General features: G+C 66.0%; 21 protein-coding genes and 1 tRNA gene. 9 read left to right on the top strand and 13 right to left on the bottom strand.

All coding sequences use genetic code 11. The features are described from left to right. Positions 1–67 precede the first annotated feature (67 nt). From SOM61_RS14545 to tssA, 3 genes are all read left to right on the top strand, one after another. Positions 68–157 (top strand) — tRNA-Ser (locus SOM61_RS14545). Between the two features lie 404 nt (positions 158–561). Next, positions 562–966 carry a type IV toxin-antitoxin system AbiEi family antitoxin domain-containing protein gene (locus SOM61_RS14540; protein ID WP_320474745.1) on the top strand — a complete coding sequence of 135 codons (405 nt, stop codon included), beginning with the start codon at positions 562–564 and terminating at the stop codon, positions 964–966. A 115-nt stretch (positions 967–1,081) separates the two neighbouring features. Continuing rightward, positions 1,082–2,290, top strand: a complete 1,209-nt coding sequence (gene tssA / locus SOM61_RS14535; protein ID WP_320474744.1) for a type VI secretion system protein TssA — start codon at positions 1,082–1,084, stop codon at positions 2,288–2,290. A 24-nt stretch (positions 2,291–2,314) separates the two neighbouring features. Here tssA and ptsJ read toward each other — a convergent pair whose 3' ends face one another. From ptsJ to SOM61_RS14485, 10 genes are all read right to left on the bottom strand, one after another. Then, positions 2,315–3,610, bottom strand: a complete 1,296-nt coding sequence (ptsJ, locus tag SOM61_RS14530; RefSeq protein WP_320474743.1) for a MocR-like B6 salvage transcription factor PtsJ — start codon at positions 3,608–3,610, stop codon at positions 2,315–2,317. A gap of 63 nt (positions 3,611–3,673) precedes the next feature. Beyond that, positions 3,674–4,846 (bottom strand): aspartate aminotransferase family protein, encoded by a 1,173-nt coding sequence (locus SOM61_RS14525; protein WP_320474742.1) that lies wholly within the window; start codon positions 4,844–4,846, stop codon positions 3,674–3,676. Between the two features lie 4 nt (positions 4,847–4,850). Next, on the bottom strand, positions 4,851–5,090 hold the full coding sequence (locus tag SOM61_RS14520) for a cytoplasmic protein (RefSeq protein ID WP_320474741.1): 240 nt from the start codon (positions 5,088–5,090) through the stop codon (positions 4,851–4,853). Between the two features lie 24 nt (positions 5,091–5,114). Continuing rightward, positions 5,115–5,837: a glutamine amidotransferase gene (locus tag SOM61_RS14515; RefSeq protein ID WP_320474740.1), complete on the bottom strand. Its 723-nt coding sequence runs from the start codon at positions 5,835–5,837 to the stop codon at positions 5,115–5,117. 40 nt (positions 5,838–5,877) lie between these two features. Further along, positions 5,878–6,036: a hypothetical protein gene (locus SOM61_RS14510; RefSeq protein ID WP_320474739.1), complete on the bottom strand. Its 159-nt coding sequence runs from the start codon at positions 6,034–6,036 to the stop codon at positions 5,878–5,880. A gap of 210 nt (positions 6,037–6,246) precedes the next feature. Next, positions 6,247–9,258 carry a sensor histidine kinase gene (locus tag SOM61_RS14505; RefSeq protein ID WP_320474738.1) on the bottom strand — a complete coding sequence of 1,004 codons (3,012 nt, stop codon included), beginning with the start codon at positions 9,256–9,258 and terminating at the stop codon, positions 6,247–6,249. A gap of 120 nt (positions 9,259–9,378) precedes the next feature. Further along, positions 9,379–10,314 (bottom strand): SAM hydrolase/SAM-dependent halogenase family protein, encoded by a 936-nt coding sequence (locus tag SOM61_RS14500; protein ID WP_320474737.1) that lies wholly within the window; start codon positions 10,312–10,314, stop codon positions 9,379–9,381. Positions 10,315–10,332: 18 nt separating this feature from the next. After that, positions 10,333–12,828 (bottom strand): TonB-dependent receptor plug domain-containing protein, encoded by a 2,496-nt coding sequence (locus SOM61_RS14495; RefSeq protein ID WP_320474736.1) that lies wholly within the window; start codon positions 12,826–12,828, stop codon positions 10,333–10,335. A 96-nt stretch (positions 12,829–12,924) separates the two neighbouring features. After that, entirely contained in the window at positions 12,925–14,364 is a 1,440-nt protein-coding gene (locus tag SOM61_RS14490) for a carboxylesterase/lipase family protein (RefSeq protein WP_320474735.1), read from the bottom strand. Between the two features lie 51 nt (positions 14,365–14,415). Then, a complete protein-coding gene (locus SOM61_RS14485; RefSeq protein ID WP_320474987.1) occupies positions 14,416–15,306 on the bottom strand; it encodes a LysR family transcriptional regulator in 891 nt (296 codons plus the stop codon). A 336-nt stretch (positions 15,307–15,642) separates the two neighbouring features. Between SOM61_RS14485 and SOM61_RS14480 the strand changes: the two genes are divergently transcribed. The 4 genes from SOM61_RS14480 to SOM61_RS14465 all read left to right on the top strand — a co-directional run bounded on the left by SOM61_RS14480 (position 15,643) and on the right by SOM61_RS14465 (position 19,786). Next, complete coding sequence (locus SOM61_RS14480) at positions 15,643–17,331, top strand: diguanylate cyclase domain-containing protein (protein WP_320474734.1); 1,689 nt, start codon at positions 15,643–15,645, stop codon at positions 17,329–17,331. A 20-nt stretch (positions 17,332–17,351) separates the two neighbouring features. Further along, positions 17,352–18,089, top strand: coding sequence for a helix-turn-helix domain-containing protein (locus SOM61_RS14475; protein ID WP_320474733.1), 738 nt, complete (start codon positions 17,352–17,354; stop codon positions 18,087–18,089). 206 nt (positions 18,090–18,295) lie between these two features. Further along, complete coding sequence (locus SOM61_RS14470) at positions 18,296–19,264, top strand: porin (protein WP_320474732.1); 969 nt, start codon at positions 18,296–18,298, stop codon at positions 19,262–19,264. Between the two features lie 87 nt (positions 19,265–19,351). Then, positions 19,352–19,786, top strand: a complete 435-nt coding sequence (locus tag SOM61_RS14465) for a hypothetical protein (RefSeq protein ID WP_320474731.1) — start codon at positions 19,352–19,354, stop codon at positions 19,784–19,786. Here SOM61_RS14465 and SOM61_RS14460 read toward each other — a convergent pair. The 3 genes from SOM61_RS14460 to SOM61_RS14450 form a co-directional block, all read right to left on the bottom strand. Next, positions 19,748–20,767, bottom strand: a complete 1,020-nt coding sequence (locus SOM61_RS14460; protein WP_320474730.1) for an SDR family oxidoreductase — start codon at positions 20,765–20,767, stop codon at positions 19,748–19,750. The two genes, SOM61_RS14465 and SOM61_RS14460, sit on opposite strands and share 39 nt — an antisense overlap. A 256-nt stretch (positions 20,768–21,023) precedes the next feature. Further along, a complete protein-coding gene (locus SOM61_RS14455) occupies positions 21,024–22,025 on the bottom strand; it encodes a sulfate ABC transporter substrate-binding protein (protein WP_320474729.1) in 1,002 nt (333 codons plus the stop codon). 123 nt (positions 22,026–22,148) lie between these two features. Continuing rightward, the gene (locus SOM61_RS14450) at positions 22,149–22,361 is read right to left on the bottom strand and encodes a hypothetical protein (protein ID WP_123069738.1); all 213 of its coding nucleotides are present in this window, start codon (positions 22,359–22,361) and stop codon (positions 22,149–22,151) included. Between the two features lie 139 nt (positions 22,362–22,500). On the opposite strand from SOM61_RS14450, the gene SOM61_RS14445 reads away from it, so the two are divergent. Next, entirely contained in the window at positions 22,501–23,250 is a 750-nt protein-coding gene (locus tag SOM61_RS14445; protein ID WP_320474728.1) for a phosphatase PAP2 family protein, read from the top strand. A gap of 26 nt (positions 23,251–23,276) precedes the next feature. After that, positions 23,277–24,113, top strand: a complete 837-nt coding sequence (locus SOM61_RS14440) for a metallophosphoesterase family protein (RefSeq protein ID WP_320474727.1) — start codon at positions 23,277–23,279, stop codon at positions 24,111–24,113. Positions 24,114–24,245 lie beyond the last annotated feature (132 nt).

The raw sequence follows: 24,245 nt of genomic DNA, 5'->3' as shown, positions 1-24,245 counted from the left end.
CAGCTTAGCCCCAGCGCGAACAACCTGACCGCCGCAGATGATTTATGTATAATGCCGGTTCCTCACAGGAAGCGTGGCCGAGTGGTTGAAGGCAGCAGTCTTGAAAACTGCCGACGGGTGAAACCGTTCGTGAGTTCGAATCTCACCGCTTCCGCCAAGCATACTGAGCAAGAGCCCCACATGTTGGGGCTTTTTTTCGCCTTCTCATAGGAGAAGCATCAGAATCGGTGTCCACCGACGCCCCCTAAAACCTTCCCGCGTTTGGCCCCGGCGCAGGCTATCGGCCACCCAGTGAGTGCGTGGTAAAGGCTGGCGCTGGCGCGTTAGCGTGCGCATCGCGTCTGAGGTCGCGGCGGCGGCGACATCGTATCCATTGGTCGCAAACCAGGCGACGTCCCTGCCAGGACCTGCACCGACGTCCAGAAAAACTGTAATCGCATGCAAATCTGATGGATTTGAAGCCGTCAGTCAGTATCCAGTTCCGGCAATCCTGGATTAGAGGTATTGAGCAAAATGTCGGCAAATATGGATAAGTGCCGATGTTTTGTGTAGGCTGGCTCCATGAGTCAACATGCTGAACGAATTCTCGAGCTTGCCCGGTCCAAAGGCATACTGCGTACACGAGATGTGGACAGTACCGGTGCACCGCGCGCGTTGCTGGCCTCGCTGACCGACGAAGGCCGGCTGCTCAAACTCGGCCGAGGCCTATACAGATTGCCTGATCGGCCCGCTTCCGAGTACGAGAGTTTTGCCGAGGTGGCGAGACGCAACGAAAGCGGCGTGCTATGCCTGCTTTCCGCGCTGCGGTTTCATGATCTGACCACGCAGCAGTCATCCGACGTCTGGCTCGCCATACCGCACAAGGGCCGTGCTCCGCGTTTCGATTATCCGCCGCTACGGGTGGTTCGCATGTCTGGACCCGCCATGACCGAGGGTGTCGAAATTGCAGACCTTGCTAGTGCCTAGGGCTCTCAAGTCGTACCACCCCCGCAGCATGGCCGAAGACAACACAAAAATACGTGGACCGATCAAGCCATGAGCGCAATAATCAAGCTGGACTGGCCCTCATTCCCTTCGCCACATGACCGACTTCGACGTTTCACAGACACTCTCGCTCCTCAGCGCCGAACAGCGCAGCGAACTCGAGCTGCTCCTCCATCCAATTAGTGATTACAACCCGTCCGGACCGCCGATTCGTTTCGATCCTGTATTTACGGCAATCCGCCTCGCGCGCGAAGAGGACGGTTCTCGCTTGCGGATGGGGGCGTGGGAACATCCGCTGAAACGCACGGAGTGGGCCAGGATCGAAGCGCATTGCAAGGCGACACTGCGCGAGCGCGCCAAGGATCTGCAAATCGCCGCCTGGCTGGCCGAGTCATGGTGCCGCCAGCATGGGATGGAAGGGTTCTTACGTGGCCAGTTGCTGGTCCATGGCCTGCTCGCGCTCTATTGGGATACCGTGCATCCACAGGTGGACGAAGACGGGGACGCCGACCTGCGTGCGGCGCTGCTGGAGCTGATGAATGCCGATTTGTCGTTGACGATCGAAACGATGGTTCCATTGCTCGGCCGTACGGTGAGGCAGTCTGACCGGCTCAGCCTGATGGACTGGGAGCGTATTACGGCCGACGAGGCGGCGCCAAGTCAGGTAAGCGAGGGAAGTGCAGCGCAGGAAAGCGGCGAATCGCAGCAAACCCGTGCCGATTTCATCGATTACGCAAGAGCCAATCTGCGTACCGACGTTGACCGCAGCACCCGGCTGGTCCGTGCTTGCCTAGCCGTTGTCATGGCGATCGAGAGCCTGACGAAGGCCCGCCTTGGCGCAGATGCGCCAGCGATGTCGACACTACGCGAGACCTTGCGTGCGATGGAGCATGCATTGCTGGAGCTGACAGCAGAACGAGAACCCGAGATCGTACAAAGTCAGGATAGCAAGCGGACCCCGGCAGAAGCGTTCGATGACACGGCGCAGCCCAAGAAAGAGGGGGCTGGCGATGTTATCCAGTCGAATCAAGCGCCGCCAGCCGAACCCGCGCAGCCGGATCCGGCTGGCGAGCTTAGCCGACGAATCGACGCCATCTGCAAGGCTGCCGGAATCCAGGCGCCCAGTGGCGCCGAGCGCCTGATGGCGATGCAGATCGGGCTGCTGCACGATCAGAACAGGATATTGCAAGATGTCAGAGCCGGCACGGATAGCAGGAAAAGCGGAAAGGACGGCGGCGATGATGCTGATGGAGACTTTGCTGCGCTCATTGATGCGCTCACGCGCGGCACGGATTCTGCTCAGTGAAACACAGGCATACGGTTCGATGGGTCAGCCCAGACTGCGCCTGATGGCGAGCGCAAGCCGCCTGCATTGCTCGGGTTCGATCGTCGAAATCGTGATGCGCACGCCCTTGACTTCCTGGTCGACCGAGAACCCCTCGCCATGGCGCACCAGCCACCCTTGGCGGGCCAGCGCCAGGGCGACGCCGCGGTCGTCGACCGCCAGCGGAATCCACAGGTTCAGTCCATCGCCGTCGGCCACGTAGCCGATCTCCTGTTCGCGCAGGGCGGCCTCGAGGTCGCGGCGGCGGCGGGTGTAATCTTGCCGGGCCTGGCCGATGAGGCGCGCGCCGTCGGGACTGGCCAGCGTCAGTTCCACCATGTCCTGCAGCAGGTGGCTGACCCACGCGGTGCCCACCGCCAGGCGCTGGCGCAGCTGGCGCGAGGTGGCCGGATCGCTGGCGACCGCCGCCACCCGGATGTCCGGGCCGAGGGCCTTGGCGAACGAGCGGATCAGGGCCCAGCGCCCGGCGCCGCGCGGGATCACGGAGTGGTAATCCGCATTCGACAGCAGCGCGAAATGGTCGTCGACAATGACCAGCACGTGCGGATATCTGGCGAGCACGCGCGCGATGGCGCGGGCGCGCTTGTCGGACAGGCTGCAGCCGGTCGGATTGTGGGCGCGCGGCGTCAGGATGACGGCTTGCGCTCCCTTGTCGAGCGCGCTCTCGAGTTCGGCCACCAGCATGCCTTCGCCATCGACGCCGACGCCGATCGGCTGCAGCCCGAGGTTGCGCAGCGTGTTGATACCACTCAGAAAACACGGGTTCTCCACCGCGACCTTGTCGCCGGCCAGCAGATCCAGGCTCAGCAAACGTTCGATCGCATCCACGGCGCCATGGGCGAGATCGACCTCGAAGCCGGGCGGGCAGTCCGGGGCGCACCATGCGCGGATATGGCTTTCTAGCGCGGCATTCACGGTCGGCTCGCCGTATAGCCGCGGCGGACGGCGCGCGGCGAGCAGGGTCTGCGCAAGGTCGGGCAGCCAGGCCGGATTCGGGTTGCCGCTGGCCAGGTCTTCTAGCGGTGTGTCGGGCATGGCGCCTTCCTGTTCGCCCTGGGCGTACTGATTGCGGATCGTCGTTCCCAGCCGTCCCTGCGTCACGGCGATGCCGGACGTGACCAGGCGCCGGTAGGCCGATGCCACCGTGTTGCGGTTGATGCCCAGTTCATCGGCGAGATCGCGTACCGGCGGCAGCGAGTCGCCGGATGCCAGCTGGCCCGACTGGACCAGGGTGCGTACGCAGTCGACGATTTCAGCTGCGGTTTTACCGTGTAATTTCATGTGTGGCAGGACAGATGTGTAGAGGGGTCAAGCGCGGCCTCGATTCTGCCACACCCGGCGCGCTCAGGTGAGCAGCCGTATCAGCCGCGCTGCGATCTCGTCGATTTCCGCTTCGCTGCAGATCAACGGTGGCAGCAGGCGCACGGTGCGGCCGCGCGTCAGCGTGATGAGCAGGCGCTCGCGCGCCAGTGCGGTGTGCACCAGGTCGTGCGGGTCGGCGTCCAGCTCGACGCCCACCATCAGCCCGATTCCGCGGATGGCGGCGATGCCGGTCCTGCCTTCGAGTCCAGCGCGTAATCTGCGCACCAGGCGTTCGCCCAGCACGGCGGCGCGCTCGTGCAGCCGGTCGCGCGCCATGACGTCGATGACGGTGCAGGCGACCCTGCTGGCCATCGGATTGCCGCCGAAGGTCGATCCGTGGGCGCCGGGCGAAAACAGCGATGCGGCCACGCCGCGCGCAAGGCAGGCGCCGATCGGCACGCCGTTGCCGAGCGCTTTCGCGAGCGTCATCACGTCCGGCACGATGCCGGCATGCTGGTGGCCGAACCAGGCCCCGGTGCGCCCCATGCCGGTCTGCACTTCGTCGACCATCAGCAGCCAGCCACGTTCGTCGCAGATGGCGCGCAGCGCGCGCAGGTAAGCGGGGGAGGCCGGGTGGACGCCGCCTTCGCCCTGCACCGGCTCGACCAGCACGGCGGCGATGCCCGGCTCCCGCTCCGCGGCCGCGCGCACGGCATCGATGTCGTCGTAGGGCACGCGCACGAATCCCGGCATCAGCGGCTCGAAGCCGCGCTGGACGGCCGGATTGCCGGTGGCGGCCAGGGTGGCCAGCGTCCGGCCATGGAAACTGTTCTCCATGACCAGCACCTGGGGCTGCGCGATGCGCCTGGCGTTGGCATGCAGGCGCGCCAGCTTGAGCGCGGTTTCATTCGCCTCGGCGCCGGAATTGCAGAAGAAGGCGCGCTGCATGCCGGTCAGCGCGCACAGGCGCTCGCCGAGCTTTTCCTGCCATCCGATCCCGAACAGGTTCGAGGTATGCAGCAGCAGGCTGGCCTGGTCGGCGATGGCGGCGGCGACTTCGGGGTGGGCATGACCGAGGCTGGTGACCGCCACGCCGGCGATCGCGTCCAGGTATTCGACGCCTTCGGCGTCCCACAGGCGGGCGCCTTCGCCGCGCACGAAGGACACGCTCTGGCGCGCATAGGTGGGCATCAGGTAGGAGGCAGTGACCGGCATCGCCTCAGCCCTCCAGCGTGGTGGCGACGAACAGCGGTTCGCTGCTGACCAGGCGCATGCCGTTCGGCCCGCTCTCGACCAGGCGGCGTTCGTCCCTGGCGAGCGCGAAGGTGAGCTGGTAGCCGTCGGCCTTGCCCAGGGTGGCGGCGATGTCCCGGGCCGCCTCCAGCGACCAGGGCGTGCCGGATTCGAAGTGGCCGAGCAGGCGGCCATGACGGCGGATGTCGATGCGGTAGATAGTCATGGAATGCTCCGGTTGATGATTCGTTCAGACGGTGGGAGGCAGCGCGGCCTTGTCGAGGCCGTCGAGCCAGGCGCGGAACACCGCGGCCGCGGCGGCGGCCAGCGGCGCCTGGAAGCGCTGTGCGTCCTCGCGCAGCGCGCGCGGATCGATGCCGGCCTGGCCGAGTTCACAGGCGTGACCGAGCAGCCAGCGCTCGATGTGGCGGGCATCCGCCTCGAGGTGGAACTGCAGGCCCAGCACCGCGTCGCCTAGCGCGAAGGCCTGGTTGGCGCCGGTCGGCGTGCTGGCGAGGCGTTCGGCGCCGGGCGGGATGTCGAACTGGTCGCCGTGCCAGTGCAGCACCGGCGTGGCGCCGAGGTGGGACAGCACCGAATGCTCGCCCACCCCGGTCAGCGTCAGCGGCGCGAAGCCGATCTCCTTCACGCCCAACGGATAGACGCTGGCGCCCAGGGCGCGCGCGATCAGCTGCGCGCCGAGGCAGATCCCCAGCAGCGGCGTGCCCGCATCGAGGCGCTGCCGGATCAGCGCCAGCTCGCCGGCCAGGAAGGGATAGATGGCCTCGTCGAAGGCCCCGATCGGCCCGCCGAGCACCACCAGCAGGTCCGGCGCCAGCGCATCCAGCGCCGCCAGGTCTTCCAGGGCGGAATCGACATAGCGCAGCGCATAGCCGCGCTCCAGCAACAGCGGCTCGAGGGTGCCCAGGTCTTCGAAATGGATGTGGCGAATGACAGTGGCGGTCTTGTTCATGAAAGGCTCTCCTGGAAGAAGGGTTGGTTGTTGGGGCGGCTCATCCGGGCAGCCTGGTCGCCAGCAGGGCGATCGCCTGGACGACGACCAGCACCGCCACGGCATACGGCATGAGCATGGCGTACACCTGCCGCTCGTCGCTACTGCCATTGGTCAGGCTGGACGCGATCGCCAGCCGCACCGGCGAGAACAGGCACATCGATGCGCCAGTTTGCTGGCGCCGAAGGGCAGCGCGCCGGCCAGGCAGGCGATGACGATGGTTGCCGCCAGGCCGAGGGCAGCCGCATGGGTCGTCTTGACTCGTCCGATCCCGATGGCGCCCGCGACGACCAGCGATGGCAGGGACCATATCAGGTAGCTCATGGCCGGGATTGTACCATGATTGACCTAGGACAAAAATTGGATAGTCCTATTTCATATTTTCGACGCTGCGCGATTCGGCGTGCGCGGGAGCCGTCCGACGGTCGAGTGGAATCGCGAGGGTGACGATGGTGCCGCTGGCGGCGTCGCTGCGGATGTCCAGCCGTGCGCCGATGCGCGCGGCGCGTTCGTGCATGCCGACCATGCCCCAGTGGCCGTCGCGCAAACCTGCCGCGAGCACGGCGGGCGCCATGCCCCGGCCGTCGTCGGAGACCGTCAACACCAGCTCGCGCTTGCCAACTGCAGTCTGGACGGCGATATTGCGCGCCTGCGCATGCGTGAACGCGTTACGCAGCGCTTCACAGGCGATCGCGCCCGCCTCGTCGATCAACGCCTGGTCGAGTTCGGCCAGCGCGGCCTGCTCGTGCAGCGCGAAGCGGACCTCGGGATGGATCACCTGCAGGCCGCTCGCGCATTCGCGGACGGTGTCGGCCAGGGTGCGGCCGGTCCTGGCGCGCAGCTCGTGGACTTGCTCCCGCCCTTCGTCCATCACGCCCTGGGCTTCGCCGAGGACCGTGCGCAGTTCGTGGCGGGCGGTCTCGTGCTCGGGCAGCCTGGCCTCGATTTTCCTGAGCCGCAGGATCAGCAGGTAGAGCGATTGCAGGAATGAATCGTGCAAGGTCCGGGCGATGCGCTCGCGCTCGGACAGCTTGATCTCGGCGCGTTCCAGGATCCGGCGACCCAGGTGGCGCACACGCAGGCGGTAGAGCAGGACGAGCAGGGCAAGCAGCAGGAGCGCCAGCGCCACCCTGAACGCGAGGCTTTGTGCGAGCGTGGGTTCGATCGTGATGGGCAAGGTGGCGTCCTGGCGGCTCGCGACGCCGTCCTCGTTGAATGCGCGCACGCGCAAGACATAGTCGCCGGGGGCGACATTGGTGTACGAGGTCGTGCGCCGGTTGCCGCCGTCGCGCCAGGCGGCGTCGAAGCCATCGAGCCGGTATTCGAAACGGATGCGCTCGGGCTGGCGCAGCGACGGGGCGGTGAAACGCACCCGGAAGTCCTGCGATCCGGGCGGCAGCCGAAGATCGGCAGCGGCAGCGAAGCGCTGTGTTTCGGTGCTGAGGTCCAGCACCACGGGCGTCGGCGGCGCCGCGTTGCGGTGCAGGTCGGCGCTATCCAGGCCGACGATGCCCCGGGTCCCCAGGAACCAGACGTGGCGGCCGTCGGGGCTGAATGCGCTGGGCACACGCCACATGACGCTCGAGCGGCCCGGATAGCCGTCGCTGGCGCCGAACAGTTCATGGCGCAGCAGTGCGCCTGGCCGCTCCAGCGCCCTCTGCCAATCCGCCGCGCGCACATGGACCACGCCGCGCACGCCATTGAGCCAGCGGTCGCCATTGGCGGTAACGGCGATACCGGACACGCCGCGCAACGCGTCCGGATCGCTGCTGCTCAGCAGGTGGAATTTGCCGTCCCTGAGCACGGCAAGCCCTTCCGCGCCTCCGATGACGAGCTGCGTGCCGGGGAAGATACCGGTCACGGTGCCGACCGGCGGCTTGCCATGCGGCGTGAGCTTGCCGTTGTCATAATGGACCAGCGTGTCGTCGAGATGCACCAGCCATAACTGCCCCGGCCCGTCCGCCTGCAGGAAGTAGATCCGTATCGGCAGGCCGAGTTGGGCACCGGTCTGCCATTTTCCGTCCGTCCAGGCGATCGGGCCCGTATCGAGCGACGAGGTCCAGAGCCGTTTGCCGTCGTCGAGCATGCCGAACAGCTGCCGGTCGACCGGTTTTCCATCGCGACCGGGCGGCAGGGGGATGATCTCGGCGCTGTCGCCGCGCACGCGGGTGATCTTGTGCTTGTCCGCCTTGAGCAGCGCGCCATCGCGGCCGCTGGCAAGCATCCGTACCGGCTCGCCCGGCTCGGCGACCGGCGCCCCGTCGGGGCCCAGGCGCCACAGCGTGCCGCTCACCGTCTCGGCCACCCAGAACTGGCGGTCGCCAGTCGCGGCAAGGCTGTAGAAATAATCCGTCAGGTCGAGCTTCGGCGCCGGCACCAGGAAGCGCTTCGGCCGGAACTGGTGCAGGGTGCCGTTCGCATTGATCCAGATATTGCGCTCGCGGTCTTCGAGGATGATCGGGAACTCCTTGCCTTGCGCGCCATCGTCGCTGGCAATGCGCTCGTCGGCAGCGCGCCTGGGATCGACGGCGCCGGGGTGGCGGGCCACGTCATGCACCAGGCAGGCGGTGTCCGGACAGCCGAGCGCCCACAGCGTGCCGTCGGCGGCGAACTGGCCGGCCACGCGCGAGACCACCGCACCCGCGCGCGCCGGCCGTGGCTTGCCCGACAGCGAACCGGCAAGGCGCACCGCCGGCCCGCCATGGCGGCCGATCACCCACGGGGCGCCGTCGGGACTGAGCGCCAGGCCGCCGCCCTGGTCGGACACCTTGTCGAAACGGCCGCGCGCGCGGTCCAGCAGCCAGGTGCCGCTCTGGGCGGCGGCCCACAGGCGCCCATCCTGGTCGAGCAGCATGCTGTACAAGTCACCGCTCACCCATGCCGGGTCGTTTTCGACGGTCGTCCAGCGGCCATTGGCGAACCGGCGGATGCCATGGCCGATCGTCCACAGGCTGCCGTCATGGTCGAGGACCAGCACGCCCGGAGGCTGCTTGCGGAATTCGTCGGGCGACGGCAGCAGCGTGAAGCTGCCGTCGCGGCCGATGACGGCCACATCGTTGGGGAAAAAGGAGACATACAGGTCGCCGTTATCCGCGGCGTGCAGGTCGACGACGCGTGCGTGCGCGCTGCCTCTCGGCCCCGGCGGCAGGTAGGGTTCGAAACTGACGCCGTCGAAGCGGAACAGTCCATCGTCGCTGCCCACCCAGAGCCAGCCGTCGGTGGTCTGCGCCATGGACATGATATTGCTCGGCGCCCCCTGTTCCTGGGTCCAGGCGATGCGCTGGTAGTCTTTCAGGCCGCGCGCGCCCGCGGGTGTGCAGAACAGCGCCAGCGCGACCATGCAGGCCGGCAGCAGGCGAAGCAGGGCGTTGGGCAACACCATGGATGACGTCCCTTGTCGGTCGAAGCGATGCTGTAACGTAGAGTCTGTATTTACTTAATTATGTGGTAAATGGACATTGTTGTAAAAATATTTCGCTGATCGATGCAGCCTGGCGTCACGTCATCGCGCGGGACTGGCCGGCGCCACCTTGGTGACCTCCACGCTCCAGTCGACGCCCGACTCGATCTTGTGCTGCTGCGCGAAACTCCCCTGGCTGATCGCGACCGCCACGTCGAGCAGGCTGTTCAGGTACACCAGCGGCTGGCCCTTGGCAACGCCACCGAAGGTGTGCTCGTAGGGCGCCACCACTTCGGCCACCTGCGTGCCCTTGTGCAGGAAGCGCACCCGCACCCGGTCATGCGCGCCGATCTTGAGTTCTTCGAACAGCGACTTCGGGATATTGGTCCACACATTGCCGTATCGGACGTCCAGCACGGGAATGATCCCGCGAATCACATCCCCCTTGCGCTCGGCCTTTTGATAGGGAATCTTCACCACCGAATCGCTCGGCAGCACCGGCCCCACCTGCTCGAAGGCGATCGCGCCCGAGGCCAGCCGCGCCCCGACGAAGGCATAGACGTCGCGGCCGTGGAAGGTGTATGACTCCGACGATCCTTCCAGCCGGTTCACCTTTTCATCGATCTCGCGCAGCTCGGCCACGCCATCGCGTTCCGCGATCAGGGTGAACAGGCCGTTATCGGGCCCGACGAAGTAGCGGCCCTCGCGGGTCTTGAGCACCACCGATTTGCGCGCGGTGCCCACGCCCGGATCGATCACGTTCACGAACACGCTGCCCCGGGGCCAGTAATTGGCCGTCTGGTACAGGCGATAGGCGCCGAGCCAGATGTCGTACTCGGGAATGTTATGGGTCAGCTCCGACACCTGCAAGGTCGGGTCCACGCCGAAGGCGACCCCGCGCATGGCGGAAGCGGCGCCGTCGGCCGTGCCGAAATCGGTCATCAGCACCAGCGCATGCTTTTGCGGCGCCTGCGCCTGCGCCGGCGCCGCCAGCAGGGCGCCCAGGCACAGGGCGCCAATCAATCCAGACAGTTTCATGATGTCGTCCTCGCCTGTTCAGAAGGTATAGCGCAGGCGCCCGTAGTAATAAGCGCCGTTCAAGCCGATCGGATTGATGAAGTTGTAGGGCAGGGCGCCGCCATAGGTCGCGTTATTGGTCTCGCGCACGCGCTGCGGATAGCGGTCGAGGATATTGTCGCCGCCGACCGCCAGCGTCAGCTGTTTACTCAGCTTGTATTGCGCCTCCAGGTCCAGCGTCCATACCGCGCCAAAGCGTTGGGCATGCACGCCGTCGATCAGTTCCGCCTCGTCGTCATACGAGAAGTCCTTCAGTTCGCCGAAGCGGGTGGCGCGCGCCTGCACGCCCCAGCGCGCGGCCTGCCAATCGGCGCTCAGCACCAGCTTGTTGCGTGGCGAGGCATTGCGGATGCGGAACAGATTATTCTCGGTCAGCAGTGTCAGCTCCGGATCGATCTGCCCCAGTGCAGCCGAGCTCTGGCGCACGCCGTCGACCTTGGTCTTGTTCAGGTTGAGCGCCGCATTCAGGTCCAGCCGGCCGCCGGCAAACGGCAGGTCGTGATGCACCACCACGTCGAGCCCGGTCGTGGTGGTATCCAGCAGATTGGCCAGGTAGGCCACCGACTGGATGTCGCTGCGGCCGATCCCGGCCAGGTAGGCGGTGGCGGCATCGCTTTGCAGGTCGCTGGTGCGCGTGATGCGGTCCTTCAGCTTGATGCGGTAGGCGTCCACCGTCACATTGGTATTGCGCTGCGGCCGCCAGGCGGCGCCGAGCGAGAGGTTGGTCGATTTTTCCGGGTCGAGGTCCTGGGCGCCGAAGGCGCGCGCCAGCGCATCGCTGGCCGGCAGCAGCGACGCCGTCTGCAGTGCGGTGCCGTCGCTGTTGAAGTTCAGGGTCGAGAAACGAAAGCCCGTCTGCACCAGGGCCGGCGCGCGGAAGCTGTTCGACAGCGAACCGCGCAGCAGGAAGGTGTCGGAGAGCTTGTAGCGCGCCGACAGCTTGCCGGTGCTGGCGTTGCCGAAGTCGCTGTAGTCCGAATAGCGCGCCGCCAGGCCCACCAGCAGGCGAGCGGTGAGATCGCTCTCGATGTCGGCATACACCGAACGCACCGAGCGGCTGCCGTCGAAGCTGTCCTGCGGCCGCAGTCCCGGCCCGGCCTGCGCGCCCGGCGGCGCGCCGATCGCCGGCCCGGCGGCGTACGACGCCGGATCGCCCGGCGAACTGGTATAGGTCTCGCGCACGTATTCGGCGCCCAGCGCCAGGTTGACCGGCGCGCCGATGCCCAGGTCGAGCTCGCGCGTCAGGTCGGCATTGACCGCGTTCTGGTCGTAGTCGAAGGTCGACAGGTGGAAGCGCGTCGGGCTGGCGGCGCCGAGCGAGGCGTTGACGGAATGGGCCAGGTCGTAGTGGAACTCGTTGCCGCCGTGGCGCGCGCTCAGGTCCCAGTTCCAGGGCCCGCTGGCAAAGCGCAGGCCGGCCACGACGCTCACGTCCGTCATGTCGCCCTTGGTGGTGGGCCGGTAGCCGTTGGGGTAGAGTTCCGGCACGTTGGACGGATCGCCCGGATAGCGGAAATAGGCGCTGCCGTCCGACTTGCGTTTGTTGATGGTGGCGAAGGAATAGGCGTCCACGCCGTTCGCGATCTCCACTTGCGTGTTGTAGAAGGCGTAGTGGTTGCGCTGCTCCGAATCGCCCGACTTGAACAGCACCTGGCCGTCAAGCGCCAGGTCTTGCGGCGTTGAATTCCACGAGGTCCAGCCGGCATCGCTCCTGCCGGCGCGGTTGGTCGGATTGCGCTCGCGGGTCTCGGCGCCGAAGCGCAAGAACCCGTTGTCGCCGAGCGGCACGCCGTAGTCGGCGTTCACGATGACGGTCTGGCCATCGGTCTTGCGTTCGTCGGTCGGCTGGAAGTCGGTGTGGTTGGCGCCATAGCTCACCGAGGCCGAGCCGCCCGTGCGTGCCTTCTTGAGCACGATATTGATGACGCCCGCCACCGCATCGCTGCCGTACTGGGCGCCGGCGCCGTCGCGCAGGATTTCGATGTGGTCGATGGCGCCGGGCGGGATGGCGTTGACGTCGACCGGGACGATGCCGGCGAAGCTGCTTTCGGTGTCGAGCACCGAACTTGCATGACGGCGCTTGCCGTTGACCAGCACCAGCACCTGGTCGGGCGCCAGGCCGCGCAGCTGGATGCCGCGCACCGAGTCGGCGGCGCCGCTCGATTCGATGCGCGGAAAGTTGATCGACGGCGCCAGTTCCTGCAAGGCCGCGCCGAGGTCGCCGCTGGCCAGCGCATTGTCCACCTCGCGCGGGCCGAAGCGGTCGACCGGCACGGCGCTGTCGAACACGGTGCGGTTGCGCGCGCGCGAACCGACGACGGTCACCTGGTCGATGGCCGCCAGGTTCACGGCGGGGGCGTCGGGGCTGGGGGCGTCCTGCGCCTGCGCGGCCGGCATGGCCGCCAGCAGCGCGGCGCAGGCGAGGGCGCTGCGCCGCAGTGGCAGTGGTAGCGCCGGGAGGGTCGAACGTGGCATCTGGAGTCCTTGCGTGGTCTTGGCTGAACCACAATCTTACTAACAAGGAATTTCGGCACCAACAACCAATTGTCTATATGCTTATGAGATCCAGACTCAACGATCTGCGCGCGCCTTGCTTGCCGCGTCGATCTCGGCGCCCCACGGATCCTTTTGCGCCACCGGCTTGCCGTCCGCCGAGAAATCCATCAACCGGTCGCCCGCGCGCGCATAGCGCGGCCATGCCGGCAAGCCCGCGCCATTCGGATCGCCACGCTTGGCGAAGTTCACCATATATGTGCTCATCGCCTTGCCGACGGCGACGTCCTTGCCGGTTGCCTGCTCGCCGTACTTGACCGCCACGGTATCGAAGAAGAAGGGGATGTCGGTCGCATGGCCGGCGCCGGCGCCCGGCTTGGCGTTCGATTCGGCCACGTAGGAGAAGCGGTAGGCCCAGACCGGCACGCCGTGGTCGGCCAGGGTCGCCGCCAGGCTGCGCGCGCCGGCGACCATATAGCCTGTCTTGCCGCCGATGTCGGCGCTGGTGGCGCCAATCATCACCGGCACCTTGTGCATGCGGCCGGCGGCGAAGGCGGCGCCCGAATCGATCGCCAGCTTGCCGTCGGCGAACGGCCCGTGGTAGGTCGGCATGCCCTGCATCCTGAAGTTCGCCAGGTTCAGGCCATCGACCACGCTGTCGGCCGGCAGCGCGCGCAGTTTTTCCAGGGCCTTCGGATCGTCGGCGGCGATGCCCTTGCCGGTCGCGAAGTTCAGGCCGATCTTCTCGGCGTCGGCTGGCGGCGTCGGCGCCGTGCCGCCGTCCCCGCCCGACATCACGACGGCCTTGGCAAACAGGCCCCGGCTGTGCGGAGACGTGAGCAGGAAATTGACCGACATGCCGCCGGCCGATTCGCCAGTGATGGTGACGTTGGCCGGATCGCCGCCGAAGACCGCAGCATTGCGCTTGACCCATTCCAGCGCCGCGATCTGGTCCATGAAGCCGTAGTTGCCGGGCGCGATCTGCTGGCCGGCTTCCTGGGTCAGTTGCGGATGGGCGAAGAAGCCGAAGCGGCCGATGCGGTAATTGAAACTGACCACCACCACGCCCTGTTTCGCCAGCTCGGCGCCGGAATAAGTCGGCGGCGACGAGCCGCCATTGACGAAACCGCCGCCATAGATCCAGACCAGCACCGGGAGTTTGTCCTTGCCTTTGCTCCCGACGTCGGCCGGCTTCCAGACATTGAGGTACAGGCAGTCCTCATCGGGCTTGGTGCCGAGCGGCGCGGCGTCGCTGGGGAAGGGCAGTTGCATGCAGTCCGCCGCATGGCTGGTAGCCTGGCGCACCCCGGTCCAGGGCTGGACGGCTTGCGGCGCGCGCCAGCGCAGGGCGCCTACCGGCGGGGCGGCAAAGGGGATGCCTTTCCAGCTGGCGATGCCGGCGTCGATCTTGCCCTCCACCTTGCCGCTGTCGATCGAGACCACCGGGCCGGCGAGCGACAGTGGTGCGGCAATGGCCAGGGCGGCGGCGAGCAGGGGGGGGAAGGGGGAACGCGGCATCGGGGTCTCCTTATTGAATATGTAATCGTAACTTTATGGTAACCGACGTGCTCAGCCGAAGCCGGCGAACGCGTCCTTGAGGAAATCGACGAACACCCGCACCCGCGGCGACAGCTGGCGGCTCTGCGGATACAGCACGTACACGGGCAGGGCCGGTGGCGCGAGGTCGGGCAGCAAGACCTCGAGTTCGCCCTGAGCCAGCTCGTGTTCGACGCGGTAGCGCGGCACCTGCACCAGCCCCAGGCCCGCGAGCGCGCCGGCCGTATACATATCGGCGCCGGTGACCGAGACCGAGCCAGGCAAGGTCAGCTGGCGCAGGGCGCCGTCGACCAGGAATTCGAGTGGATACGGCTTGCCGGTGGCAGAGGAAATGAAGTTGACGGCCTGGTGCTGCTGCAAGCCGTCGAGCGTGGCGGGCCGGCCATGGCGTTCGAGGTAGGCCGGGCTGGCGCAAGTGACTTGCGCGATCTGCGTGATTTGCTGGGCCACCATCGACGAATCCTGCAGATTGCCGACGCGTAGCACGCAATCGATGCCCTCGCGTACCAGGTCGACCAGCCGGTCGCCTTCGCCGATCTGCAGTTCGATGCCCGGATAGCGCGCCAGGAAGGCGGGCAGGCGCGGCGCCACGACCCGGCGCGCCAGCGTGGCCTGCAGGTTCACACGCAGCAAGCCGGTCGGCGCTGCGCGGGTGAAGACGCTTTCCATTTCGCCCAGGTCGGCCAGCAGGCGCACGCAGCGCTCGTAATACGCCTGGCCGTCGAGCGTCGGCGCAACCACCCGCGTGGTGCGTTCCAGCAGGCGGGTGGCGAGCCGCGCTTCGAGGCGCTTGATCGCATTCGTCACGGTCGCGCGCGGCAGCGACAGTTCCTCGGCCGCGACGGTAAAACTGCGCCGCTCCACGATGCGCGTGAAGATCTGCATCTCCTGGAAGCGGTCCATATGCGTGGTCATCTGTATCGCCCTTGTGCCAGTCGGCAAAAACGGATAGTGACATGGTCGAATTTCTTATTCCCCATATTCGATTTTTCCGAAAATGCCCGTTCTAGAATGGAGAGAAATGAATACAATTTTTTGCTAAAAGAAATGCTACAGCGACTTCGGCTTGCGTTAAAGTGTTGCGTTCTGTCCAAAATCCTCGCTGACTAATAAATTTCCCTTGTGCATTGTTTCCAGGGATGAACTCACCCTTGGTTTCAGCGTTATGATGACGGGTTATTACGTTTACGCAAATCTCTTATGCAAGGTCTGCTCTGCAAATTTCGCCTATCCACCTTGATGACGTTGGCAGTGTGCATCACCGTGGCATTGACCGTGGCCTTGCAACTGGCGGTGGTGAACCATTTCGCCGTACGCCAGGCGAATGCTGAAGCCGAGTTGCGCCTGCAACAACTGTCGTGGCAGATGCGCGATGCGCTCAATCGCGTCGTGGATCAGGCTGTTGGCGACGCGCGCCTGCTGGCCGCCTTGCCGTCGGTGCGCCAGGCACGCAATCCCGCCGTGGCGCGCGTCACGCTCGAGAGCCTGCAGCAGACCTTCCCCGACTACGCCTGGATCGGCATGGCCGACAACTCGGGCAAGGTTGTCGCCTCGACCATGGGGCTGCTGGAGGGGAACGACGTCAGCATGCGTCCCTGGTTCCAGGTCGGCCGCGATGGGGTACGGGCGACCGACTACCATCCGGCGCTGCTGCTGGAAAAGCTGATGCCGCAAAGGCCCGACCCCTGGCGTTTCGTCGACGTGTCGACGCCCGTGTTCAGCCAGGACGGCGAGCTGTTCGCCGTGCTGGGCCTGCACCTGAGCTGGGAATGGGCGCGCCGCCAGGCGCAGATGCTGCTCACGCCGGCGCTGCGCGAGTATGGCGCCGAGATCCTGGTGGTGCGCGCCGACGGCACCGTGATGCTGGGGCCGCAGGAGCTGGTCGAACAGAAAATCGATACCGCCAGCCTGCGCCGCGCCAACCTGGGCGATACCGGCGCCCTGCGCGAAGCATGGCCGGGCGGGCGCACCTACCTTACCGGATTCAGCCAGACCGGCCACGCCGGCAACCCGGCGACGCTGCAGTGGTCGGTGCTGGTGCGGCAGGATGAAGAAAAAGCCTTGCAGGGGGCAAGCGAGCTGAAGCGCCGCATGCTGGCCTGGAGCACATTGCTGGGCCTGCTGCTGGTGCTCGCGGCCGCGCTGCTGGCGCGCCGCCTGGCGCAGCCGATGGCCCAACTGGGCCACGCGATCGAACGGGTGACCGAGGCCACCGCGAGCGGGAAAGACCTGCCGCCGATCCCGCAGATCAGGGGTTTCCACGAAGCGAACATGTTGTCGGGCACGATGCGCGACCTGGTCAGCAGCGAAGCGCAGTACCGGCGTGCGCTGCAGCAGATGAACGAGCATCTCGAAACCGCGGTGGCCGAACGCACCGCCGAGCTCAATGCGCTGCTGCTGCGCGACGTGCTGACCGGCTTGCCGAACCGGCGCGCGCTGATGGAGGCCTTGCCCGAGACCATGGCGCGGGCCTCGCGCAGCGCGATGCCGGCGGCGCTGCTGTTCATCGACATGGATGGCTTCAAGGCGGTCAACGACACCCACGGCCACGAGGAGGGCGATGAGCTGCTGCGCCAGTTCGGCGCGCGCCTGGCCGAATCCGTGCGCAAGACCGACCTGGTGGCGCGCCTGGCCGGCGACGAATTCGTGGTGGTGCTCGAGATGCTGACCAGCCCGGGCGACGCGGAAGATACCGCGCGCAAGCTGCTCGCCTGCATCCGCGAGCCCTATACCTTGCGCACCACCGACGTCACGGTGGGCGCCAGCATCGGCGTGGCGCTGTTCGCGCCCGGCGACAAGCCTGACCTGGACGCCTGGCTGGCACGCGCCGACCACGCCATGTACGCCGCCAAGCGCGGCGGCAAGAACGCCGTCAGGCTGGCCGCGGTTCCGGTCTGGCATGCAGCGGCGACCGGTACCGTTTCCTGATCGTTCCCCGAGTTCCCACCATGACCCAAATCAGCCAGATCATCGCCACCCTCAAGCGCCAGCTGAAGCTGCAAGGCTTGACCTACCGCGACGTCGCCGTCGCGCTCGACCTGTCCGAGCCAAGCATCAAGCGCCTGTTCGCCAGCGAGCAGTTCACGCTCGAGCGCATCGTGGAGATCTGCAGCTTGCTCGGCTTTACCCTGGCCGAGATCGCGCAGGAAGCCCAGAACGGCCAGCGCCGCCTGCGCACACTGAGCGCCGAGCAGGAGAGCGAACTGGTGCAGGACGACAAGCTGCTGCTGGTGGCGGTGTGCGCGCTGAACCATTGGCGCATGCTCGACATGCTCAATGTCTACCGGCTGAGCGAGGCCGAGTGCCTGCAATACCTGCTGCGCCTGGACCGCCTGCAACTGATCACGCTCCTGCCCGGCAACCGTATCCGGGTCAATGTGGCGCGCGACTTCGACTGGCTGGCCGACGGCCCCATCCGGCGCCACTTCAATGGCCAGGGCATGCCCGAGTTCGTCGCCGGCGACTTCAACGGCAGCGGCGAGACCCTCGACTTTGCGCACGGCATGCTCACCGACAGCGCGCGCGCCAAGCTGCAGCACGAGCTGCGCCTGATGCGCGCCCGCTTCGCCCAGCTGCACGAGGAAAGCCTGGCCGCGCCGCTTGCGCAGCGGCGCGGCAGCGGCCTGCTGCTGGCGCTGCGCGAGTGGGAGCCGGGTGCCTTCGCCGCATTGCGCCGTCACGGCTGATATTTCTGCAAATCTCGTAAAGATTGCACCGACTCACCATTCGGTGTACGGTGGACATCAATGCACGAAGCGTGCGACAGATCAAGGCAGGCCAGAAGGCGCTGCGCTGGCGCATGAGTAATACGAAACTGTCCGTTATGTGAGGTATTAGACAGATCAGGTTGCCATAATAGGCGGATAGTAGGTGTCAGGGAGAGATTGACGCCATGAGAATGTCCATCGTCACATTGGCCGTGCTCGGATGGAGCGCGGCGTGCGCTTCGGCGCAAGATAATCCGGCGCTTTCGCAAGGCGCCGGCGCCGGGGCGATCCAGGAAGCCGTCTGCGCAGCAGACTGCCTGGCAGAACTGCAGCTGGCCGCGCGCGCCGATGCGGTGCCGGCGGCGTCGTCCATCTTCACGCTCGAGAGCGCGGCGGATATCGACAGCGTGCGCGAGCGCGCACGCCAGGGCACGGTCACCATCGGACGCCAGTACAACCTCGACTACACCACCCTGAACGACGTCGGCGATCCATTCCACGGCGGCCTGGCTTCCCAGTCGGCGCCGCGCGGCGTGCACGCCGACGACAGCGTCGGCTACGAAGGCCGCTACGCCGGCATCAGCACCGGCGCCAAATGGCGCAAGGGCGACGTCGACGGCTCGCCCTCCGGACGCGCCTGGGGCATGACGGTCGGCGTCAACCTGGGACCGCTGAACATCCGCGCCGCCCACCAGAACCGCAACGTGGCCAAGGTCACGCGGGTCAACGAGATCGACATCACGATGGCGGCCAGGAATTCCATCGTCGCCGCCAATATGCGCTTCGACTGGGGCACGGCCTATACCGCCTATAGCGCCAACCGCGGCTGGGGCAATTCGCCGCTGTTCAATCCGGACAATCCCTATGGCGCCAGCGTCGCCGCCACGCGCTCGACCGACAGCCGCGACGTGCTGATGGGCGTGGCGGTGCCGATATCGCGCCAGACCACGCTGCTGGCATCGTACGTGCGCCGCAACGACCGCGATCCGGCCAACAACGACGCGCGCCAGCTCGCCGTCGGCGCCACCTATGCGGTGTCGCGCCGGCTGGATTTCTATGCCGCCTACTCGCGCATCCAGCACCTGGCCGGCACGCGCATGGTCGAGCCTGGCAGCGGGTCCTCGATGAATGTGGGAATGCGGCGCGCGTTCTGAGTTCCGGCGCGCGGCCCTGCGCTGCGACACCAGGCAGCGAAATTCAGTACTCTGTCTCCATGGTTCATCAACACTTATGGAGGCAATATGACTGGCACCAGCACACTTGATCCGGACAACTTCCCGGAACGCCCTGACCGCAACCTGGGCAAGGGCCATGGCATCGACGCGCTCGGCCCGAGCGATATCTCGGACACCGGCAGCGACGTCGTCGGCGGCTCTGGTTTCGCCGGCAATCTCGACCCCGAACAGATGCTCGACTTCGACGAAGGCACGACGTCTGACCTCGAGGCCAGCCACGCCGGCGACACCGCCGGCCCCGACGTCGGCGACGCCGATTTCTCGGGCGACAGCGATGTGGGCGGCACCGGCGAACGCGCCGCGGCCGGGCGCGACACCGTGTCCCGGGATGGCGCCGACATTGATACCGACCGCATCGAGTCCATTCCCGATCTGCCGCTGACCGAGGAGGACACCGAGTTCTTAACGAGCCGTCCGCCGACTCAGGGCGAAGGCCGCTAGCAGGGCGCCGCCGCCCAGCAGGGCGGTGGCGATCTGCTTCGAGCGCAGCTGGGCCGCGGTGTACGGGCTGCGCTCATGGGTCTGGTAAATGCCCTGGCGCTCGCGCAGCTCGCGCGTGTGGTCGGGCTTGTGCAGCGCATCGCGGCGGCCCGGATCGGCCGGCGCGTCCGACTTCTGGCCCCTGAACATGGTCGCCGTCACGTATTTGTCGAAGGCGCGCGGCAGGAAGCGGGCGCCCGACGAATTCATCCTGGCCGCGCCGCCGACGAACACGTCGCGCTTCGGATGCTGGGCCGCATACAGGATGGCGTCGGCCACCAGCTCCGGCGCATACACCGGCGACGGCAGCTTCGGTTCCTTTTCCATATAGTTCTTGGCGTGCACCGCGAACATGGTGTCGATGCCCGACGGCTTGACCAGGGTGATCGACATCGGCGCGCCTTCCTTTTCCAGTTCCATGCGCAGCGAATCGGTGAAGCCCTTCACCGCGTGCTTGGACGCCGCGTACATGCCCTGCAGCGGGATGCCGTGGTCGGACAGTTCGCTGCCCAGGTTGATCAGGGCGCCGCCGCCGCGCAGCTTCATGCGCTTGACCGCTTCCAGCGAGCCGTTTACGACGCCCCAGAAATTGGTCTGGAACAGGCGGTGGTGGTCTTCGGGAGAGACGTCTTCGATGCGGCCGAAGATCGAGATGCCGGCATTGTTGACCCAGGTGTCGATGCGGCCGAACTCGCGGATGGCGGCTTCGCCGATGCGCTCGACGTCGTCGATCTTGCCGACGTCGGCGGTGACGGCGATGACGTCGGTGCCGCGCGCGCGCAGTTCGGTGACCAGTTCATCGAGCGCAGCGTCGGCGCGCGCCGCCAGCACCAGGCTGGCGCCGCGTTCGGCGGCCATGCGCGCGGTCGACAGGCCGATGCCGCTGGTGGCGCCGGTGATGACCATGACTTGCTCGTTGATCCTGCGGAGTTTGACTGACATTGGTGATCCTTTCCGTGTTCGGGTTAAGCGGGGAAGGACCGCCGCGTTCGCGAGTGCGATGCGCGGCAGGCCATCGATAGTGAATTGTTCACTTCGTGACCGAGTTTGCTATTTCAAGGGAATTTTTGGCGCGCGGGTGAAACGGGATACCAATGATGGCCCGCAACGCAAAAACGTCGTTCCCGCCCTCGCCGGGCGGCGAGGGCGGGAACGACGTGCTCACAGGGTTGGCCGGAAAAGTAGCCGCGCGCTGCGCTTACTTCTTGGTGTAGATCTGATCGAACACACCGCCATCGGCGAAGTGCGCCTTCTGGGCCGTGGTCCAGCCGCCCAGCTCGCTGATCTGGAACAGCTTGATCTGCGGGAACTGCGACGCATACTTCTTGGCGAACTTGTCGACCGCCGGGCGATAGTAGTTCTTGGCGATGATGTCCTGGCCTTCGTCGCTGTACAGATATTCCAGGTAGGCCTGGGCGACCTTGCGGGTGCCTTTCTTGTCGACGTTCTTGTCGACCACGGCGACCGGCGGTTCGGCCAGGATGCTCAGCGACGGCGCAACGATCTCGAATTTATCCGGACCGAGTTCGCGCAGCGCCAGCAGCGCCTCGTTTTCCCAGGCCAGCAGCACGTCGCCGATGCCGCGCTCGACGAAGGTGGTGGTGGAGCCGCGCGCGCCCGAGTCGAGCACCGGCACGTTCTTGTACAGGGCGCCCAGGAATTCGGCCGCCTTCTGCGGATTGCCGCCCGGCTGGCGCAGTGCATAGCCATAGGCCGCGAGGTGGTTCCAGCGCGCGCCGCCCGAGGTCTTCGGATTCGGCGTGATCACCGAGACGCCCGGCTTGACCAGGTCGTTCCAGTCCTTGATCTGCTTCGGATTGCCCTTGCGCACCAGGAACACGATGGTCGAGGTGTATGGCGCGCTATGGTATTGCAGCTTCTTTTCCCAGCCCGGATTGATCAGGCCCTTGTCGCGGATGGCGTCGATGTCGTAGGCCAGCGCCAGGGTGACGACGTCGGCCTGCAGGCCGTCGATCACCGAACGCGCCTGCTTGCCCGAACCGCCGTGCGATTGCTTCACGGTGACGTTGTCGCCCGTCTTGGCTTTCCAGTGCTTGGCGAAGGCCGCATCGAACTCGTGGTACAGCTCGCGGGTCGGGTCATACGACACGTTGAGCAGGTTGACGTCGGCGGCAAATGCCGAGGTCTGCACCAGCAGGGTCAGTGCCGCCAGCGAACGGATGAAGGTTTTGCGAAGCATTTATTATCTTTCTGGAGGGTGGGAAACCGTAGCGTACGGTCTGGGCCCATAGAAAGAAAAGGAATAAATTCAAGCATCCATATGAATTTTTCCAACGTAGATCAGCTTACGCATCGCCGCCTGTCAGTGCGCCTTGGAAAGAATGAGCAGCCAGCGGCGGAACAGCAGGATCTCGACGTGGCCGGCCTCGACGCCGGTATCGCATTCGATGACCGGATTGACCGCATAGAAGCGCTTGCGGAAATCACGGGTGATGAGGATTTCGCGGCGCCCAATGCGCGCCAGGAAAGGGACAGGTGCGTGTTCCAGGCCGAAGGAGCTGTTCAGAGTCGTCATGTTCGTTTCCTTTAATCGTAGTGGTTGTGCAGTGAGGAAAGAATATCACAACTACTGTACAAATACACAGCTACTGTTCGGATATACAGTAAATTTTTGCGTGTGTGGTTTTTTCACCAAGTCAGTCATAATCAATGTCATGAGCAATGTCCTGCCCCGTATTCAGCGTTTTGCCGCCGCCCGCTTCTCGCCGGAAGGCGAGTACGGCCTCCATCTCACTGTCGGCACCGTGTTACTGCTGCTGGCGATGGCGGGCTTTGCCCATCTGGCCGGGGCGCTCAATGCCGGCGCCCCGATCACCCAGCTCGACGTGGTGGTGGCCGACTGGCTGCACGCGCACGCGAGCCAGGGCGGCCTGTTGCGCGATGCGCTGCTGGTGCTGACCCACATCCACAGCACGCCCGGCGTGCTGGCGATCGCCTTCGGCGTCGGCGTCTGGATGGTTCGGCGCGGGCAGCGCTACTGGATCGTGGCGCTGGTCTCGAGCGTGCCGGGCGGGATGCTGCTCAATGTGGCGCTCAAGCATACCTTCGAGCGTGCGCGTCCCCATTTCGAGGAGCCGATCCTCACCCTCACCACCTATAGTTTCCCGAGCGGGCACACGATGGCCGCCACCGTGCTGTACGGCCTGCTGGCCTGCTACGTCGCGCGTTACGCCAGGTCGTGGATCGGGCGCCTGCTGCCCTTCGTGCTGGCGGCGCTGATGATCGGGCTGATCGCGTTCTCGCGCATGTACCTGGGCGCGCACTACCTGACCGACATCCTGGCCGCGCTGGCCGAGGGCTGCGGCTGGCTGGCGATCTGCATCGGCGGCGCGGCGACCCTCAACCGGCGCCGGGCCGCGCGCGAGCGGCGCGCATCGGGCAGGGCGCCGCGGCAAGAGATATAAGTGTCGTAAAAAAAGGAGATTCCCGGATGCGCACCCTCGTTCACCTGTCCGACCTGCATTTCGGCCGCGTCGACCAGGCGTTGCTCGGCCCCTTGCGCGAACTGGTCGAGCGTATCGCGGCCGACGTGGTCGTGATCTCGGGCGACCTGACCCAGCGCGCGAAGGTCGAGGAATTCGAAGAGGCGCGCGCCTTCCTCGATTCGCTGCCCGGCCCGCAGATCATCGTGCCCGGCAACCATGACATCTCGCTGTACAACGTGTTGCGCCGTTTCATGCGGCCGCTGGCGCGCTACAAGCGCTACATCACCGACGAGCTCGAGCCCGTGTTCATCGACGACGAGATCGCCGTGGTGGGCGTCAACACGGCGCGTTCGCTGACCATCAAGGACGGCCGCATCAGCCATGAGCAGGTGGCGGGGCTGCGCGCGCGCCTGGCCGGCCTCCCGCCGCAGGTCACGCGCATCGTCGTCACCCATCACCCCTTCGATTTGCCGGAACACTTCGAAAAGCGCGACCTCGTGGTGCGCGCGCCGTTGGCGATGAAGGTGTTCGCCGAGACCAATGTCGACATCCTGATGGCCGGTCACATGCATGCCAGCCACGCCGGGAGCACGGCGGCGCGTTATCAGATCGACGAATACGCGGCGCTGGTGGTCCAGGCCGGAACCGCCACCTCCACCCGCGGGCGCGGCGAGGTCAATTCGTTCAATGTCATGCGGGTCGAGCCCCAGCGGGTCGAGATCGACCGCTATGGCTGGGACGTGGTGGGCGGCAGGTTCGCGCTGGTCACGACCGAGAAGTTCGTGCGGGCCGGGAGCATCTGGTCGCCGCATAACGATGGGATGCTGGCGGCCGGTCTTTGAGCCGGCCAGCAGCGCGCGCACGTCGTTCCCGCCCTCGCCCACTGGTGTCCGGAATATTTATACGCAAAGTATGCATCGTCATCCCCGCGAAGGCGGGGATCCAAGTGAAATCACAGAATGTTTATGCTCTTG

The sequence above is a fragment of the Massilia sp. CFBP9012 genome (assembly GCF_034045115.1).
In the GTDB taxonomy this organism is placed as follows: Bacteria; Pseudomonadota; Gammaproteobacteria; order Burkholderiales; family Burkholderiaceae_D; genus Telluria.
The sequence above is the reverse complement of the archived record's forward strand: the minus strand, read 5'-3'. Positions and strand labels throughout refer to the sequence as shown.

Coding starts and splice junctions, on each gene's coding strand:
- SOM61_RS14510 (WP_320474739.1), bottom strand. CDS start 6,036: ATGTGCCTGTTCTCGCCGGTGCGGCTGGCGATCGCGTCCAGCCTGACC.
- SOM61_RS14450 (WP_123069738.1), bottom strand. CDS start 22,361: ATGACGACTCTGAACAGCTCCTTCGGCCTGGAACACGCACCTGTCCCT.
- SOM61_RS14490 (WP_320474735.1), bottom strand. CDS start 14,364: ATGCCGCGTTCCCCCTTCCCCCCCCTGCTCGCCGCCGCCCTGGCCATT.
- tssA (WP_320474744.1), top strand. CDS start 1,082: ATGACCGACTTCGACGTTTCACAGACACTCTCGCTCCTCAGCGCCGAA.
- SOM61_RS14445 (WP_320474728.1), top strand. CDS start 22,501: ATGAGCAATGTCCTGCCCCGTATTCAGCGTTTTGCCGCCGCCCGCTTC.
- SOM61_RS14470 (WP_320474732.1), top strand. CDS start 18,296: ATGAGAATGTCCATCGTCACATTGGCCGTGCTCGGATGGAGCGCGGCG.
- SOM61_RS14540 (WP_320474745.1), top strand. CDS start 562: ATGAGTCAACATGCTGAACGAATTCTCGAGCTTGCCCGGTCCAAAGGC.
- SOM61_RS14505 (WP_320474738.1), bottom strand. CDS start 9,258: ATGGTGTTGCCCAACGCCCTGCTTCGCCTGCTGCCGGCCTGCATGGTC.
- SOM61_RS14460 (WP_320474730.1), bottom strand. CDS start 20,767: ATGTCAGTCAAACTCCGCAGGATCAACGAGCAAGTCATGGTCATCACC.
- SOM61_RS14475 (WP_320474733.1), top strand. CDS start 17,352: ATGACCCAAATCAGCCAGATCATCGCCACCCTCAAGCGCCAGCTGAAG.
- ptsJ (WP_320474743.1), bottom strand. CDS start 3,610: ATGAAATTACACGGTAAAACCGCAGCTGAAATCGTCGACTGCGTACGC.
- SOM61_RS14455 (WP_320474729.1), bottom strand. CDS start 22,025: ATGCTTCGCAAAACCTTCATCCGTTCGCTGGCGGCACTGACCCTGCTG.
- SOM61_RS14515 (WP_320474740.1), bottom strand. CDS start 5,837: ATGAACAAGACCGCCACTGTCATTCGCCACATCCATTTCGAAGACCTG.
- SOM61_RS14485 (WP_320474987.1), bottom strand. CDS start 15,306: ATGGACCGCTTCCAGGAGATGCAGATCTTCACGCGCATCGTGGAGCGG.
- SOM61_RS14480 (WP_320474734.1), top strand. CDS start 15,643: ATGACGTTGGCAGTGTGCATCACCGTGGCATTGACCGTGGCCTTGCAA.
- SOM61_RS14465 (WP_320474731.1), top strand. CDS start 19,352: ATGACTGGCACCAGCACACTTGATCCGGACAACTTCCCGGAACGCCCT.
- SOM61_RS14440 (WP_320474727.1), top strand. CDS start 23,277: ATGCGCACCCTCGTTCACCTGTCCGACCTGCATTTCGGCCGCGTCGAC.
- SOM61_RS14520 (WP_320474741.1), bottom strand. CDS start 5,090: ATGACTATCTACCGCATCGACATCCGCCGTCATGGCCGCCTGCTCGGC.
- SOM61_RS14500 (WP_320474737.1), bottom strand. CDS start 10,314: ATGAAACTGTCTGGATTGATTGGCGCCCTGTGCCTGGGCGCCCTGCTG.
- SOM61_RS14495 (WP_320474736.1), bottom strand. CDS start 12,828: ATGCCACGTTCGACCCTCCCGGCGCTACCACTGCCACTGCGGCGCAGC.
- SOM61_RS14525 (WP_320474742.1), bottom strand. CDS start 4,846: ATGCCGGTCACTGCCTCCTACCTGATGCCCACCTATGCGCGCCAGAGC.